Source organism: Acidihalobacter aeolianus (genome assembly GCF_001753165.1).
GTDB classification, from domain to species: domain Bacteria; phylum Pseudomonadota; class Gammaproteobacteria; order DSM-5130; family Acidihalobacteraceae; genus Acidihalobacter; species Acidihalobacter aeolianus.
On record NZ_CP017448.1, the window covers coordinates 2,875,279 to 2,890,843 of the forward strand.

Sequence of the window (15,565 nt, forward strand, 5' to 3'; positions counted from 1 at the left end):
TCTCGCTAGTTGAGCTGGCCGTGACAGTGCTTGAACTTCTTGCCGGATCCGCACCAGCAGGGATCGTTCCGGCCCACCTTGGGATGGTCACGGCGGTAAGGCTCGGCAGTGCCTGCAGGCACGGCGTCTTCCTCGGGCAGTTCGTCCACACCCGCATCGAGAAATGCGCTCTGCGCCTCAGGGTGTGAGTACTGCATCGGCGCCGCCATGCGTTGCAGCGCCTCGGCGCGCTCCAGATCCTCCTGGGACGCCATCTGAACACGCATCAGCACAGACACCACTTCCCGCTTTATCGCCTCGAGCATGGACTCGAACATGGTGAAGGCCTCGCGTTTGTACTCCTGCTTGGGATCCTTCTGCGCATAACCGCGCAAACCGATACCCTGTCGCAGATAGTCCATTGCCGCCAGGTGTTCCTTCCACTGGCTGTCGAGCACCTGCAGCATGACGTCCTTTTCAATCCGATACAGTAGCTCTTCACCGAAATCCCGCAGCTTTTGCGCCATCGCCGCATCTGCCGCTTCGCTGATTCGCCTGCGTAGGCCCGCCTCATCCAGGTGGTCGTCCTCGTCCAACCACTGCTGTAGTGGCAGCGCTATTCCGAAATCACGTGCCAGGGTTTCCGTCAGGCCGGTAATATCCCACTGCTCGTCGAGACTGTCTGGGGGCACGAACTCGTCGATGGCCTCTCTCAGCACATCTTCGCGAATGGATTCGACGGTCTCGTGCACGTTTTCAGCAGTCAGCAATTCCCAGCGCTGCTCGTAGATGACCTTGCGCTGATCGTTGGCGACATCGTCATATTCGAGCAGGTTCTTGCGGATATCGAAGTTGTGTCCCTCGACCTTGCGCTGGGCGTTCTCGATCGCGCGTGTGACCCAAGCATTCTCGATCGCCTCGCCACGCTGCATGCCGAGCCGCTGCATCAGGCCCTTGACGCGGTCGGAGGCAAAGATGCGCATCAGGTTGTCTTCGAGCGACAGGTAGAAGCGTGTGGACCCCGCATCACCCTGGCGGCCTGCGCGACCACGCAATTGGTTATCGATGCGCCGCGACTCGTGCCGCTCAGTACCTACAATGTGCAGTCCACCGGCATTCACCACAGCCTCATGGCGCGCCTGCCAGGCCGCGCGGATCTCGGCACGCTTGGCATCATCAAGTTCTTCGTCGTACTTGGCATATTCCGCTTCGAGGCTGCCGCCGAGCACGATGTCCGTACCACGACCAGCCATATTGGTGGCGATGGTCACTGCGCCGGGCATGCCGGCTTCGGCCACGATCTGCGCCTCGCGCTGATGCTGCTTGGCGTTGAGCACCTCATGGCGTATACCCAGTTTTTTCAGCTTGCCGGAAAGATACTCGGAGGTCTCGATGGAGGCCGTGCCAACCAGCACCGGACGTTCCGCTTCAACGCACTCGCGAATATCCTCAATGATCGCATCGAACTTCTCTTCCGCGGTCAGAAAGATGAGGTCGTGCATGTCCTTGCGTGCGAGCGGTCGATTGGTGGGAATTACGACCACCTCGAGCCCGTAGATCTGCTGAAATTCGTAGGCCTCGGTATCCGCCGTACCGGTCATGCCGGACAGACGTTCATACAGTCTGAAATAGTTCTGGAATGTGATCGAGGCAAGCGTCTGATTCTCGTTCTGAATCTGCACGCCTTCCTTGGCCTCGACAGCCTGATGCAAGCCCTCCGACCAGCGTCGGCCCGGCATGGTACGCCCAGTGAACTCATCAACGATGATGATTTCGCCGTCCTTGACGATGTAATCGACGTTTCGCTGGTAGATCGCATGCGCGCGCAACGCCGCATTGAGGTGGTGCATCAGACCGATGTTGGCGACATCGTATAGGCTGGTACCCTGTTCCAGCAGTCCGGCTTCCTCGAGCAGCGCCTCGACATGCTGATGCCCTTCTTCGGAGAGCAGCACCTGCTTGTTTTTCTCGTCAACGGAGTAGTCCCCTTCGGCCTCCTCATCCGCCTGCGGGACCAATTTTGGAATCAAGGTGTTGATCTTGATGTAAAGCTCTGAGTTCTCATTGGTCGGGCCGGAAATGATCAACGGCGTCCGCGCTTCGTCAATCAGGATGGAGTCAACCTCGTCGACCACCGAGAAATACAGCGGTCGTTGAACCCGCTCCTCGACACTGAAGGCCATATTGTCCCGCAGATAATCAAAGCCGAATTCGTTGTTCGTACCATAAGTAATATCAGCGGCATAAGCATCGCGCCGCTGTTCAGGGTCCAGGCCAGCCACAATGACGCCGGTACTCAGCCCTAGGAATCCATACAAACGCCCCATCTGGGCGGCATCACGGCTCGCCAGATAGTCGTTGACGGTAATGACATGCACACCGCGTCCGGTCAGTGCATTGAGATACACCGGCAGGGTCGCGACCAGCGTCTTGCCCTCGCCGGTCTTCATTTCCGCGATCTTGCCTTCGTGCAGCACCATGCCGCCAATCAACTGCACGTCGTAGTGGCGCATGCCCAGGACACGCTGACTTGCCTCACGGACTGTAGCAAAAGCCTCGGGCAGCAGTTGGTCGAGGCTTTCACCCTGTGCGAACCGCTGCTTGAATTCGTCGGTCTTGGCCTTGAGTGCCGCGTCGTCCAGAGCCTGGAATTCTGTTTCCAGCGCATTGATACGCGCCACCGACCGTCCGTAACGCTTGACCTGCCGTTCGTTGCGGCTACCGAAAACCTTCGTTAAGACCTTGCCAAGCATGCGCAACCATCCGCCTTATGCGATTCAGGGTAATACAATGAATGCGGAATGGTAGCAGAAAGCAGCTTGCCAGGTGGGTGCCAGGCTTCAGCTCCGCCGCTTGCGAATGAACTTCAGAGGGTTGATCGGGTGCCCTTGGTAACGCACCTCAAGATGTACGTGAGGGCCGGTCGAACGCCCGGTGGACCCTAGCTGGGCGATTACCTGACCCTGCCGAATCATCTGTCCTACCTTCACGTCGACGCGCTCGTTATGGCCGTAGATTGTGGAGTAGCCATCGCCACTGGCAATTTCAACCATATTGCCATAGCCACCATCGGGACCGGCATGGATCACGATGCCCCCGGCTACCGCATGCACCGACTCCCCTTCACGCCCGGCAAAGTCGATACCTGGGTGAAATTCCGGACGGCCCGTGAACGGATCGGTACGCATCCCATAGAATGACGAAATCCAGCCCTTTACTATCGGCCAGCCCGTCGGGGTGGTTTCCGCACGCAAGTGACGGCGTGCGAGCACCTGACCCAACACCTCGAGCTGAGACTGACGCTCGCTGAGCAGACGTGAAAGCTGGTCGAGCTGTTGCTGGATATCCGGTCCGCTGAAATGCCCTTCCTTATACTTGGGATCTGGGCCGCCCTGGCCTGGGGTATGTCCGAAATCGAATTCGCGGGGATCAAGATTCGCCATCTGGACGAGTTTCCCGCCCAAGGCATCGATACGCATCATGTCCGCCTGCAATTCGCCAAGCCGAAGAGTCAACGCATCAATGCGCGCATCGGCGGTTGCCCGTGTGACCCGAACCTCCCGCTGGGACTGGGTAATCGTGCTTTGCCAGTGGTTGACGAGATCATTGACCCCATAATGCAGGCCTAGACGATAGCCCGCATACATCAGCACACCACTGGTCACGGTGAGGGTAATCGCCAGCAACAGCCAGTGATACCACCGGCCCAGCGCGAAATGACGGCTTCCGCCGCCGTCTCTTCCCAATACAATGATATCCATGGCCATGAGTCTTGATACCCCAAATGCCTAATTATTGACTCGCCGCCCTCGATGGCCGTCGCCCCCGCCCCGAACGCCATACCATCTTCCTGCATAATGGCTACACTAAGCGATGGAACGCCTCGATCCAGTCCTTCGCAGACAAGCGGAGGCTAATAACCGACGAGCCCCGCTGACGCCATGCGCCACGCAAGTCTATTCTTGCCCGAAAACCTGATGCGGCACGCAACACAGCTGGCACGCATCTCATCTATTCTGTCCGCGACCCTACCACCCGAACTCGCCGGTCATGTCTGGTTCGCTGGGTGTGATGGCCCGTCCGCAGTCATCCTGACTGACAGCCCCAACTGGGTCGTACTAATCCGCTTCCAACAGGCCCAACTGCTCGAAGCACTGAGTCATATCCTTGAGGTGCCCACCTGCACCCAGATCATCGTTCGCGTGGTACCGGAAGGGTTGCCTAACGGTTACTTGACCCAGCGATAAACGATGCCTCAACCTCTCAGCCTAGAGAAACGACCGGCTGTGAATACGAGATCGGCGCCAATCGCTCGTCATCGAAGGTCACCTCTTCCCAGGCGTCTTCCTGCGCGACAAGTTCGCGCAACAAACGGTTGTTGAGCGCATGCCCGGATTTGTAGCCAGTGAACGCACCGATCAGGCTGTGTCCTAGCAGGTAAAGATCGCCAATGGCATCCAGCACCTTGTGTTTGACGAATTCGTCCTCATAGCGCAGACCGTCTTCATTTAGTACACGATAATCGTCGAGTACGACCACATTTTCGAGGCTACCACCCAGCGCGAGGTTACGCGCACGGAGGGTTTCGATGTCCCGCATGAACCCAAAAGTACGCGCCCGACTGACTTCCTTCACAAACGACGTGCTAGAGAAATCCAGCTCGGTAAACTGAACCCCATGCTGGAATACAGGATGATCGAAATCGATACCGAAACCGACCTTGAAGCCATCGAAGGGTTCAAAGCGGACCCATTTGTCGCCGTCCTCGACCGTCACCCGGCGCTTGATCCGGATATAGCGCTTTGGAGCATGCTGTTCGACGATGCCCGCGGACTGGATCAGGAACACGAACGGTCCCGCGCTGCCGTCCATGATCGGGACTTCCGGCGCGCTGACGTCAACCGTCAGGTTATCGATACCCAAGCCGGCCACCGCCGAGAGCAGGTGCTCGACCGTCGAAATGGAAACGCCGTTCTGCACCAGCGTGGTGGACAGTCGCGTGTCGCCCACGTTTTGCGGCGTAGCCTTGATCGACACCATTGGATCCAAATCGACGCGGCGGAATACTACCCCCGCGTCCACCGGCGCCGGATGCAGAGTCAACAGGACCTTTTCACCTGTATGAAGCCCTACCCCCGTCGCGCGAATCGCATTCTTAAGCGTGCGCTGCCTGATCAATGCCTAATTCCCCTAGCTTACGTTCCATCCGTGACGGCGCGATCGACCGCAGCCGAGAGCCACTCGCCCCGCACGCGACATGCAAAACCCAGGCCATGAGCGCGACTTACAAGCCACCCCGACTGCCTCGCAAAGGGCGCAATTCTAGCGCACACAGCCGCCTCACGCACTATTTTTGCGCATTTTGTGTGGTTTTATCCCCATCAATCTGCCTGTTTACGCAAAAAGGCCGGGATGTCCAGGTAGTCCGTCCCAGTCATCTGTCGGCTGGCAACTTCTTCATGGCGATTCGGTTTGCGGATCACCGTAGGGCGGTCGTACTCCTTGTAATTTCCGCGCACCTGGCGTTCAACCTCGTTCTTCACGAACGGTGACTGCGGCACTTCTGCCTCAGACAATCGGTTTCCCAGCCCGGTAGCTACCAGCGTGACGCGAACCTCATCCTGCATGTCGGGGTCAATGACCGTACCGATAACGACGGTCGCATCGTTCTGCGCGAGTGCTTCGATCTCCGAGCCTACGGACTCAAATTCATCCATAGCAAAGTCGAGACCCGCAGTGATGTTGACAAGAATGCCCTTGGCACCAGCGATGTTCACGTCCTCCAACAGAGGACTGGAAATAGCGGCTTGCGCAGCGGTTCGTGCGCGGCCATCACCACTACCCGTACCGGTACCCATCATTGCCATACCCATTTCCGACATCACGGTACGCACGTCGGCGAAGTCGACGTTGATCAAACCCGGGCGGGTGATCAACTCGGCGATACCCTGCACCGCACCGTAGAGCACGTTGTTGGCCGCCTTGAACGCATCGAGCAAGGTCACACCCTTACCCAGCACGGAAAGCAGTTTCTCGTTGGGGATGGTGATCAACGAATCAACGTGCTTACCCAGCTCCTCAATGCCCGATTTGGCCGCGGACATGCGCCGACGACCCTCGAACGGGAACGGCTTGGTGATGACGGCAACCGTAAGAATGCCCATTTCCCGAGCGATCTGCGCCACCACCGGCGCTGCGCCGGTGCCTGTGCCGCCGCCCATGCCGGCGGTGATGAACAACATATCGGCGCCTTCAATCACTTCGCGGATCCGGTCACGATCCTCCATCGCGGCCTGCCGCCCGAGTTCGGGGTTGGCGCCGGCACCCAGACCCTTGGTGATGTTGTTACCGAGCTGCAGCACCGTCTTCGCGTTCAGATTCTTCAGCGCCTGCGCATCCGTATTGGCGCAGATGAATTCCACACCCTCAATATTGGCGTTGACCATGTGCTGCACGGCATTGCCGCCGCCGCCGCCCACGCCGATGACCTTGATGACCGCATCCTGTGCAAATGAATCCACCAGTTCGAACATATCAGCCTCCCAAATCCGCTAAGGATTCAAAATCAATTAAAAATTTCCCTGAAACCAGCTTTTCATCCGCTGCCAGACGCCGTCTCCTGACGCCGGCCCGCGACCTCGCTCCAATCGTCCCAGGCCACCGCGTCCGCGGCTGCCGTAAAGCACCAGCCCCACGCCCGTGGCATGAATCGGGTTACGCACCACGTCGGCGAGACCGAATACGTGTTGTGGCACTCCCAGCCTGACGGGCATATGAAATACCTCCTCCGCTAGATCAAGCGCCCCTTCCATTTTCGAGGAGCCTCCGGTTAGCACGATGCCTGCGGCAATGATGTCTTCGTACCCGCTCCGCCTGAGCTCGGCCTGCACCAGGCTCAGCAGTTCCTCGTAACGCGGCTCGACCACTTCGGCGAGCGTCTGTCGCGACAGCCGGCGCGAAGGCCTGTCGCCGACGCTCGGCACCTCGATGCTTTCCTCGGGGTTGGCCAGTTGGCGCAACGCACAGGCGTACTTGATCTTGATTTCCTCGGCGTACTGCGTCGGCGTGCGCAAGGCGACGGCGATGTCGTTGGTCACCTGATCGCCGGCGATCGGAATCACCGCGGTATGCCGGATGGCACCGTCGGTGAATACGGCGATATCGGTCGTGCCGCCGCCGATATCCACCAGACAGACGCCGAGTTCCTTTTCGTCGTCGGTCAGCACCGCATAGCTCGATGCGAGCTGTTCGAGGATGATGTCCTCAACCTCGAGCCCACAGCGACGCACGCACTTGATGATGTTCTGTGCCGCGCTGACCGCACCCGTCACGAGGTGCACCTTGGCCTCCAGCCGGACCCCTGACATACCGACCGGCTCGTGAATGCCCTCCTGATCGTCGATGATGAATTCCTGCGGCAGGATGTGAAGCACCTGTTGATCCGCCGGTATCGCCACCGCCCTCGCCGCATCGATCACCCGGTCCACGTCGTTCTGCGTGACCTCCTTGTCCTTGATCGCGACGATGCCGTGAGAGTTGAGGCTGCGTATATGGCTGCCCGCGATGCCTGCGTACACGGAATGAATCTGCACCCCAGCCATCAGTTCGGCCTCCTCGACCGCGCGCTGCATCGACTGCACGGTGGACTCGATGTTCACCACCACGCCCTTTTTGAGTCCGCGCGACGGATGCGAGCCGATGCCCACGATATCGATCGCGCCCTCGGCATTGATCTCGCCGACGATGGCCACCACCTTCGATGTACCTATGTCGAGTCCGACGATCATGCCTCTGTCCGCTCGCTTGGACATGTTGTGCTACTCCTTCGCGGGGACTGCGGCCCCGTTGGTTTTTGAATGTTTCCAGGCCACGGCAAAGCCGTTGGGATAGCGCAAATCGATACGCGCGATCTGCGTCGCCTTGGGCGCCAGCACCCTCGCATACACCGCGGCCATCCGCGCCATACGCCCCGTGTCCCAATCTCGCCCCACGACGAGTTCGATCCCGTTGGCGAACCACAGCCGGTAGGCTCGGCGCGCATCTTCGCTGACTGCAGTCACCTGCAGTCCATCAGCGGCAAACAGGGATTTGGCCTCGAGGTAGCGCTGCATCAATTCATGCTCCTTGCCTTGCGGTCCATCGAGAGCCGGCAGCCCCTTGGGAAAGGTGGCCGGCGGCGGCGAGAAGACATCGCCCTGCGCGTTCAGTAGCCCGGTTTTGCCCCAGTAGGCGACCGCACGCTGGGGCTGCAAATGGATGATCAACGCGTCCGGCCATCGGCGTTGGACGTTGGCCCGGTACACCCATGGAATCTGCTTGAGTGCGTCCGCTATAACCTTCAGGTCGAGGCCGAAAAATCCGGCATTCAGGTGTGTCGTCACGATCTGACGTACCGCCTGCCGGGAAATCAGACGACCCGAACCTTCCACCTTGACCACCCTGATCGGCAGAACCGACGGCGACAGCACCCAGCCCCACAACCGCCAACCAGCCGTCAGCAGCAGCACGGCAACGACCAGCACACTCACGCGCGAAATCCAGCGCCGCAAGCCAGGCCAGCGCGGGGTCCGAGAGCCTGCAGGCGACCGCCTGCGCGTGGTCATGGCTGCTTTTTTCCTGCGTCGTATTTCCATAGGTCATGCCGGCTCGCCCTTGGGCAACGTATCCTCGAGAATGCGTATTACCAAGCCCGTCATATCCAAACCTGTCACCCTAGCCGCCATCGGCACGAGACTGTGATCTGTCATCCCGGGCACGGTGTTGATTTCCGCCAACCGGGGTTCGCCGGTTGCATCGATCAGAAAATCGACTCGCCCCCATCCCGTACCGCCCACGATGGCGAAGGCCTCGAGGGCCATTTGACGCATCGTCGTCTCCAACTCGTCAGACAGTCCGCAGGGGCAGTCGTAACGCGTGTCGTTACGCAGATACTTGGCCTCGTAGTCGTAGAACTCGACCGCCGGCACGATCCGGATCGCAGGTAGCGCCTCGTTCCCAAGGATCGCCACCGTGTAATCGCCGCCGGGCATGGCGGTTTCTGCCAGTACGACGCCATGGCGTCCTGCCGCCGCCGCATAGGCGGCCGGCAGATCCTCCGCACGCTTGACCTTGCTGACGCCCACGCTCGACCCTTCCTCGGATGGCTTGACGAACAACGGCAGGCCAAGGCGTTCGGCGACGGCATCGAAATCGCTGTCCGCGGTCAGCACCTCACCGGGCACGACCGGCAGCCCGTGCGCCTGCCACAGCAGCTTGCAGCGCAGCTTGTCCATGCCCAGCGCGGAACCCAGCACGCGGCTGCCCGTGTATGGGATGTCGAGTAGCTCAAGCAACGCCTGCAGGGTGCCGTCCTCCCCACCGGTGCCGTGCACGACGATGAAGCAGCGATCGAAACCGCCGGCCGTCAATTGGTCGAAAACGCGCTCGCGTTCGAGGTCGACCGCGACCGCCTCCACGCCACCGGCCTGCAGCGCGGCGGTAACCGCCACCCCGCTGTTCAACGACACCTCGCGTTCGGCCGACCAGCCGCCCATCAGGACGCCGACTCTGCCGAAACGACGCGGATCGACGCTCATGCCCTTACCTCCGCCTCGCCCACGATGCGCACCTCGGGCACCAGCCGGATGCCGCTCTGCTGCGTCACGCGTTCCTGAACCGTGATCATCAGCGTTTCGATATCGGCGGCACTCGCCGTACCCGTGTTCAGAATGAAATTGCCGTGCTTTTCGGAAACCTGCGCACCGCCGCAGCGCAGCCCCTTGAGCCCAGCTGCCTCGATCAATCGGCCGGCGTAGTCGCCCGGCGGGTTGCGGAACACCGATCCGCACGACGCCACGCCCGTCGGCTGACTGACCGCCCGGTTGGCCAGCAGATCGCGAATGCCCTGGTGCAACGCCTCGGGATCGCCGCCGGGTACGAAATCGAATTCCGCCGCCACAAACCAACCGGGATCACCATCACCAGCCGCACGCACATGGCGGTAACCGATCTCGAATTCGGACGGCTCGCGCCAGCGCAGCTCACCCGCGCGATCGATGGTTCGCACACGCCGCACCACATTCCAGGTTTCGCCGCCGAACGCGCCTGCGTTCATCGCCAAGGCCCCGCCTACGGTGCCCGGTATGCCGGCGAAGAACTCCCCGCCCTGCAAGCCCGCGCGCGCGGCGAAGCGGGCCAGCTTCGCGCCGGGTACGCCGGCACCCGCGCGCACGCCCGCCTCGCCGACGCGCTCGAGTCCGTCCAGTCGCGCGTGCAACGCGATCACCGTGCCACGTACCCCGCCGTCGCGTACCAGCAGATTGCTGCCCAGCCCAAGCCACAACAGGGGCTCGTCTACCGGCAGCTGGCGCAGGAAGAGCTGCAGGTCGTCGAGGTCGGTGGGGCGATACATCCGGTCGGCGCAGCCGCCCGCGCGCCAGCTCGTCAGCGGCGCGAGCGGTGCGTTCACGACCAGTTCCCCGCGCAGACCATCGTCACGTAGCGCCGCCATCATTCGGCACCTCCCGCAACGGCCAGCCGCTCGGGCAGTTTCGCCGCAATCGCGCCGATCGACCCGGCACCCAGCGTAAGCAGTACATCGCCACCGCGGAGCACGTCGACCAGAGCCTCGGGCAGACGCTCCACCTCTTCGACGAAGACCGGTTCGACCCGCCCACGTGCGCGGATCGCACGGGCCAGGCTTCGCCCGTCCGCATTGGCAATCGGGTCCTCGCCCGCGGCATACACCTCAAGCAGCACCAGGGCATCGACACTGGAGAGCACCGCGACGAAGTCCTCGAACAGATCCCGCGTGCGCGTATAGCGGTGCGGCTGGAACGCCACCACCAGACGTCGCTCGGGCCAGGCCTTGCGCGCCGCGTCGATGGTCGCCGCGATCTCCGTGGGGTGATGGCCGTAGTCGTCGACCAGCAGCACCGAGCCCGGGCGCGTCGCCACCTCTCCGCCGATCTGGAATCGCCGTCCGATACCCTGAAAGCCGGCCAACGCCTGCCGGATCGCGGTCTCTCCGATACCCAGATCGTGCGCCACGGCGATCGCCGCGAGCGCGTTGAGCACATTGTGCCGGCCCGGCAGATTCAGCTTGATCGGCAGCGGCGCCGCGCGGCCGGGCAGGATCACCTCGAAGTGACTGCTTGGCCCTTCGTACTGGATGTCGCGCGCCATCACGTCGGCCGGACGGTCGATACCGTAGGTACGCAACGGGCGCGCCAGCTGCGACAGGATCGCCTGTACGCCGGGATCGTCGACGCACACCACCGCCAGGCCGTAGAACGGCAGATGATGGATGAACTCGACGAACACCCGTTCGAGTTCGCCGTAATCGCCGCCGTAGGTACCCAGATGGTCGGCGTCGATGTTGGTCACCACCGAAATCATCGGCTGCAGGTGCAGGAACGAAGCGTCGCTTTCGTCCGCCTCGGCCACCAGATAATGACTGTCTCCCAGGCGCGAATGCGTTGCCGTGCTGTTGAGCCGGCCGCCGATGATGAAGGTCGGGTCGAGCCCGCCTTCAGCGAGCAGGCTGGCGACCAGGCTCGTGGTGGTGGTCTTGCCGTGCGTGCCGGCAACCGCAATGCCATAGCGGAAGCGCATCAGCTCGGCCAGCATTTCGGCGCGGCGCACCAGCGGAATGCGTGCGGCACGCGCCGCGACGAGCTCGACGTTGTCCGCACGTACCGCCGTGGACACCACGACCACGTCCGCCCCTTCGACGTGCGACGCGTCGTGGCCCCGGTCCACGCGCACACCGAGCCCGGCCAGGTGCCGGGTCATCGCGTTCTCCGCCTGATCCGAGCCGCTGACCTCGTAGCCGAGATTGGCCAGCACCTCGGCAATGCCGCCCATGCCCGCACCGCCGACGCCCACGAAGTGGATTCGGCGAATGCGGCGCATGGCCATGTGTTCGCGGACCTGACTCATGTGCGTTTCTCCCGCGCTGACCCTGCGGCGCCGTCGAGCAGGCCTAGACAGGTATCGGCCACCGTTTCCGCCGCCTGCGGACGTGCGAGCGCACGCGCGGCCACCGCCATGCTGCGCAGCCGCTCGCGGTCGCCGATCTGCGCGAGCACCGCAAGCAGCCGGGCATCGTCGAATTCGGACTCAGGGATCATGACCGCGGCGCCGGCATCGGCCAGATAGGCACCGTTCGCACGCTGATGGTCGTCGACCGCATAGGGGAACGGCACCAGCACGGAGGCAACGCCGGCGGCGGCGAGTTCGGCCACGGTCAGCGCGCCGGAACGGCAGATCACGAGGTCGGCCCAGGCATAGGCCTCGGCCATGTCTGCGACGAAAGGCATGACCTCGGCTTCCACCCCGGCCTGGGCATAGGCCTGGCGCGCGTCGTCCAGCTGCCGCTCTCCCGCCTGGTGGCGGACCAAAGGACGCAGGTTGGGGTCCAGCTGCGCAAGGGCGCCCGGCACGCGGCGGTTGAGCGCGCGCGCGCCCTGGCTGCCGCCGAGCACGAGCAGACGCAGCGCACCTTCGCGTCCGTCGTAGCGCGTTTCCGGCACCGGCAGCGACGCGATTTCCGCGCGCACCGGATTGCCCACGTAGTCCGTATGCCCGAGGGCACCGGGCAGCTCGACCGGAAAGCCGGTGAACGCGCGCCGGCTGAAACGCGCCAGCCAGCGGTTGGTCATGCCCGGAATCGCATTTTGCTCGTGCACGAACAGCGGAATGCGCATCAGCACCGCCACCAACCCGCCGGGTCCGGACACAAACCCGCCGAAACCAATCACCGCACGCGGCCGCAAGCGTCGCAGCACGCCGCGCGCCTGCCAGAGCGCACGGGCCAGGCGCAGCGGCGCGAACAGCCAGGTACGCCAGCCCTTGCCGCGCAGGCCGGCAACGCCGATCATGGCCATCTCGATGCCCGCGGCCGGCACCAGCTTCGCCTCCAAGCCGCTCTGCGTCCCGAGCCACATCACCGTCTGCCCCCGCTCGGCCAGGGACCGCGCCACCGCAAGCCCGGGGAACACGTGCCCACCGGTGCCTCCGGCCATGATCAGGATGGGACGCGGCGCGCTCATGTGCGCCTCCCGGCACGACCGCGCGTGCGCACCGCTACGGCACTGCCCTCGACTGTCTCGCGATGGATTCGCTGCAGGAAGCCCAAGGCCATGCAGTTGACCAGCATGCTGCTGCCGCCGTAGCTCATCAGCGGCAGGGTCAGACCCTTGGTCGGCAGGATGCCCATGTTCACCGCCATATTGATGAAAGCCTGCATGCCGATCCAGATGGTCAGGCCATAGGCGAGATTGGCGGAGAAGTGGTTGCCCGCCTCGGCTGCGCGTGCGCCGATCCTGAAACCGCGGTAGACCAGCACCGCGAACAGCGCCACGACCAGCACGATGCCGACCAGCCCGAGTTCCTCCGCCAGCACGGCGAACAGGAAGTCGTTGTGCGCCTCCGGCAGGTAAAAGAGCTTCTGCACGCTTTCGCCAAGCCCCATCCCCCACCACGAACCGCCGCCGATGGCGATCAGCGACTGGGTCAGCTGATACCCGGAGCTGTAGGGATGGGCCCAGGGATTGAGGAAACCGGTGAGGCGCTCGACGCGATACGGCGAGCTGACCGCCAGCACGGCTACCGCAACCATGGTCATCAGCAGGAACAGGGCAAACTGGGTCAGCCGCGCGCCGCCGAGAAAGAGCATACCCAGACCCATGGCCATCAGCGTGACCGCACTGCCATAGTCAGGTTCTCTCAACAGCAAGAAGGCGGCGATCACCATAACCAGCATCGGCCTGGCAAACCCCCAGAAGGTATTGCAGACCTCTCTCTCCCGCCGCACCAGAAACCCGGCGAGATAGATCGCCATGAACAGCTTGGTGGGTTCCGACACCTGGATGTTGAACGGCCCGAAACCGATCCAGCGAATGCTGCCGTTGACCTGATGCCCGATGCCCGGGATCAGCACCACGACCAGCAGGAAGTAGGTGAACAACAGCAACGCCATCCCTGAGCGCTCCCACAGCACCAGACGTGTGTGGAAGGCCACCATCGCCGCTCCGATGCCGAGCAGCGCGTAGATCGCCTGACGGTCGAAGAAATAGAAGGGATTGCCGGTTTCCCGTGCCGCCACGCTCACCGACGACGAGGCCACCATGACCAGACCCAGGCCGAGAATGGCGAACGACACGAGCAGCATGGGCATGTCCACGGCGCCGGAAAGCAGGCCTTCCAGGCGTCTGGCAAGTCCGGGCAGGCGCAGATCGGCAGGGATGCTAGCCATGCGGCAACCCCTCGTAGGCACGCACGAAATCATCGCCGCGCGCCATGTAGTTGCGGTACATGTCCAGGCTGGCGCAGGCCGGCGACAACAGCACGCGGTCGCCGGGCTGCGCCAGTCGTGCGGCCAGGGCGACGGCGGCCGGCATGTCGGGCGCATCGAGCAGCGGAGCAACGCCGTCCAGCGCCTCGCGCAGACGCGGGGCGTCCACACCGATCAGCAGCACGCCGCGCGCGCGTCCCGCCAGGGCGGTACGCAGCGGCGCGAAATCCTGGCCCTTGCCCTGGCCGCCGGCGATCAGTACCAACGGTCCGTCCAGCCCTTCGATGGCCGCCAGCGTGGCGCCCACGTTGGTGCCCTTGGAATCGTTGTACCAGTCCACTTCATCGCGCCGACCGACCCACTGGCAACGGTGCGGCAGACCCGGAAACTCGCGCAGTGCCGCCAGCATCGCCTGCTGCGGCAACCCTGCCTCGTACCCCAGTGCCAGCGCAGCCAGCGCGTTGGCCAGGTTGTGCCGGCCTGCCATGCGCAGCTCGGCGGCCGCCAGCAGCGGCATGTCGCCCCGTGCCAGCCAGTGTCCGCCGTCCCGTTCGATCAGCCCGTAATCGCCTGCACGCGGTGACGACAGGCCGAAACCGGTGCGCGCGCAATCGCTCACGAGGCTCGCGGCGAGTGGATCGTCGCGATTGACCACGCAGTGCGCGGCACGCGCATAGATGCGCGCCTTGGCCTGTGCATAGGCATCCAGCGAGGCGTAGCGGTCCATGTGATCCGGGCTCACGTTGAGCACCACCGCCGCGCGCGGATGCAGGCTGTCGGTGGTCTCCAGCTGGAAGCTCGAGAGCTCCAACACATACAGATCCGGCGCACCGTCGCCGAGCAGGTCCAGCGCCGGCGTGCCGAGATTGCCGCCGACCGCCGCACGCATTCCCGCCCGCCGTGCCATCTCGCCGACCAGCGTGGTCACCGTGCTCTTGCCATTGGACCCGGTGATCGCGATCACCGGGGCGCGTGCCTCGCGCGCAAACAGTTCGATGTCGCCGATCACTTCGGCGCCGGCGGCACGCGCCTCCTCGATGGCCGGATTGGATACGGCAACGCCGGGGCTCACGATGAGCCGTCGCGCGCGATGGAACACGTCGCGGTCGAAGGCGCCGAGATGAATCTCCTGCGGCATGCCGATCGCGGCGAGTTCGCCCAATCCCGGCGGTTCGGCCCGGCTGTCGACCACCGCGAACGGTTCGCCCCTGGCCGCCAGATAGCGCACGACCGATAGGCCGGTCGCGCCCAACCCCACCACGAGGTTGTCGATCGCTTCCGCCATGCCGTTTTGCCTTTGCGCCATCGTCG

13 protein-coding genes are annotated in these 15,565 nt (G+C 63.1%); 1 reads left to right on the top strand and 12 read right to left on the bottom strand.

Annotated elements, in window-relative coordinates; translation table 11 throughout:
- Positions 1 to 5: 5 nt before the first annotated feature.
- Both secA and BJI67_RS13325 read right to left on the bottom strand, forming a co-directional pair.
- Positions 6 to 2,732, bottom strand: a complete 2,727-nt coding sequence (gene secA / locus BJI67_RS13320) for a preprotein translocase subunit SecA (protein WP_070073438.1) — start codon at positions 2,730 to 2,732, stop codon at positions 6 to 8.
- A gap of 87 nt (positions 2,733 to 2,819) precedes the next feature.
- A complete protein-coding gene (locus tag BJI67_RS13325) occupies positions 2,820 to 3,746 on the bottom strand; it encodes a M23 family metallopeptidase (RefSeq protein WP_083250885.1) in 927 nt (308 codons plus the stop codon).
- Between the two features lie 210 nt (positions 3,747 to 3,956).
- Between BJI67_RS13325 and BJI67_RS13330 the strand changes: the two genes are divergently transcribed.
- A complete protein-coding gene (locus BJI67_RS13330) occupies positions 3,957 to 4,226 on the top strand; it encodes a DciA family protein (RefSeq protein WP_070073439.1) in 270 nt (89 codons plus the stop codon).
- A 16-nt stretch (positions 4,227 to 4,242) separates the two neighbouring features.
- Here the strand turns inward: BJI67_RS13330 and lpxC are convergent, their stop codons facing one another.
- From lpxC to murD, 10 genes are all read right to left on the bottom strand, one after another.
- Positions 4,243 to 5,157: a UDP-3-O-acyl-N-acetylglucosamine deacetylase gene (lpxC, locus tag BJI67_RS13335; RefSeq protein WP_070073440.1), complete on the bottom strand. Its 915-nt coding sequence runs from the start codon at positions 5,155 to 5,157 to the stop codon at positions 4,243 to 4,245.
- A 203-nt stretch (positions 5,158 to 5,360) separates the two neighbouring features.
- Positions 5,361 to 6,512 carry a cell division protein FtsZ gene (gene ftsZ, locus BJI67_RS13340; RefSeq protein WP_070073441.1) on the bottom strand — a complete coding sequence of 384 codons (1,152 nt, stop codon included), beginning with the start codon at positions 6,510 to 6,512 and terminating at the stop codon, positions 5,361 to 5,363.
- 36 nt (positions 6,513 to 6,548) lie between these two features.
- Positions 6,549 to 7,790, bottom strand: coding sequence for a cell division protein FtsA (gene ftsA, locus BJI67_RS13345; protein ID WP_070073442.1), 1,242 nt, complete (start codon positions 7,788 to 7,790; stop codon positions 6,549 to 6,551).
- A 6-nt stretch (positions 7,791 to 7,796) separates the two neighbouring features.
- Complete coding sequence (locus tag BJI67_RS13350) at positions 7,797 to 8,507, bottom strand: cell division protein FtsQ/DivIB (protein WP_197513117.1); 711 nt, start codon at positions 8,505 to 8,507, stop codon at positions 7,797 to 7,799.
- A gap of 108 nt (positions 8,508 to 8,615) precedes the next feature.
- The gene (locus BJI67_RS13355) at positions 8,616 to 9,554 is read right to left on the bottom strand and encodes a D-alanine--D-alanine ligase (protein ID WP_070073444.1); all 939 of its coding nucleotides are present in this window, start codon (positions 9,552 to 9,554) and stop codon (positions 8,616 to 8,618) included.
- Positions 9,551 to 10,471, bottom strand: a complete 921-nt coding sequence (gene murB / locus BJI67_RS13360; protein ID WP_070073445.1) for a UDP-N-acetylmuramate dehydrogenase — start codon at positions 10,469 to 10,471, stop codon at positions 9,551 to 9,553. Before murB ends, BJI67_RS13355 begins: the two co-directional genes overlap by 4 nt.
- Positions 10,468 to 11,898: a UDP-N-acetylmuramate--L-alanine ligase gene (gene murC, locus BJI67_RS13365; RefSeq protein WP_070073446.1), complete on the bottom strand. Its 1,431-nt coding sequence runs from the start codon at positions 11,896 to 11,898 to the stop codon at positions 10,468 to 10,470. The genes murB and murC overlap by 4 nt, the downstream gene beginning before the upstream one ends.
- Complete coding sequence (murG, locus tag BJI67_RS13370) at positions 11,895 to 13,010, bottom strand: undecaprenyldiphospho-muramoylpentapeptide beta-N-acetylglucosaminyltransferase (RefSeq protein WP_070073447.1); 1,116 nt, start codon at positions 13,008 to 13,010, stop codon at positions 11,895 to 11,897. The genes murC and murG overlap by 4 nt, the downstream gene beginning before the upstream one ends.
- Positions 13,007 to 14,215 (bottom strand): putative lipid II flippase FtsW, encoded by a 1,209-nt coding sequence (gene ftsW, locus BJI67_RS13375; protein WP_070073448.1) that lies wholly within the window; start codon positions 14,213 to 14,215, stop codon positions 13,007 to 13,009. The genes murG and ftsW overlap by 4 nt, the downstream gene beginning before the upstream one ends.
- Entirely contained in the window at positions 14,208 to 15,560 is a 1,353-nt protein-coding gene (gene murD / locus BJI67_RS13380; RefSeq protein WP_231940857.1) for a UDP-N-acetylmuramoyl-L-alanine--D-glutamate ligase, read from the bottom strand. The genes ftsW and murD overlap by 8 nt, the downstream gene beginning before the upstream one ends.
- Positions 15,561 to 15,565 lie beyond the last annotated feature (5 nt).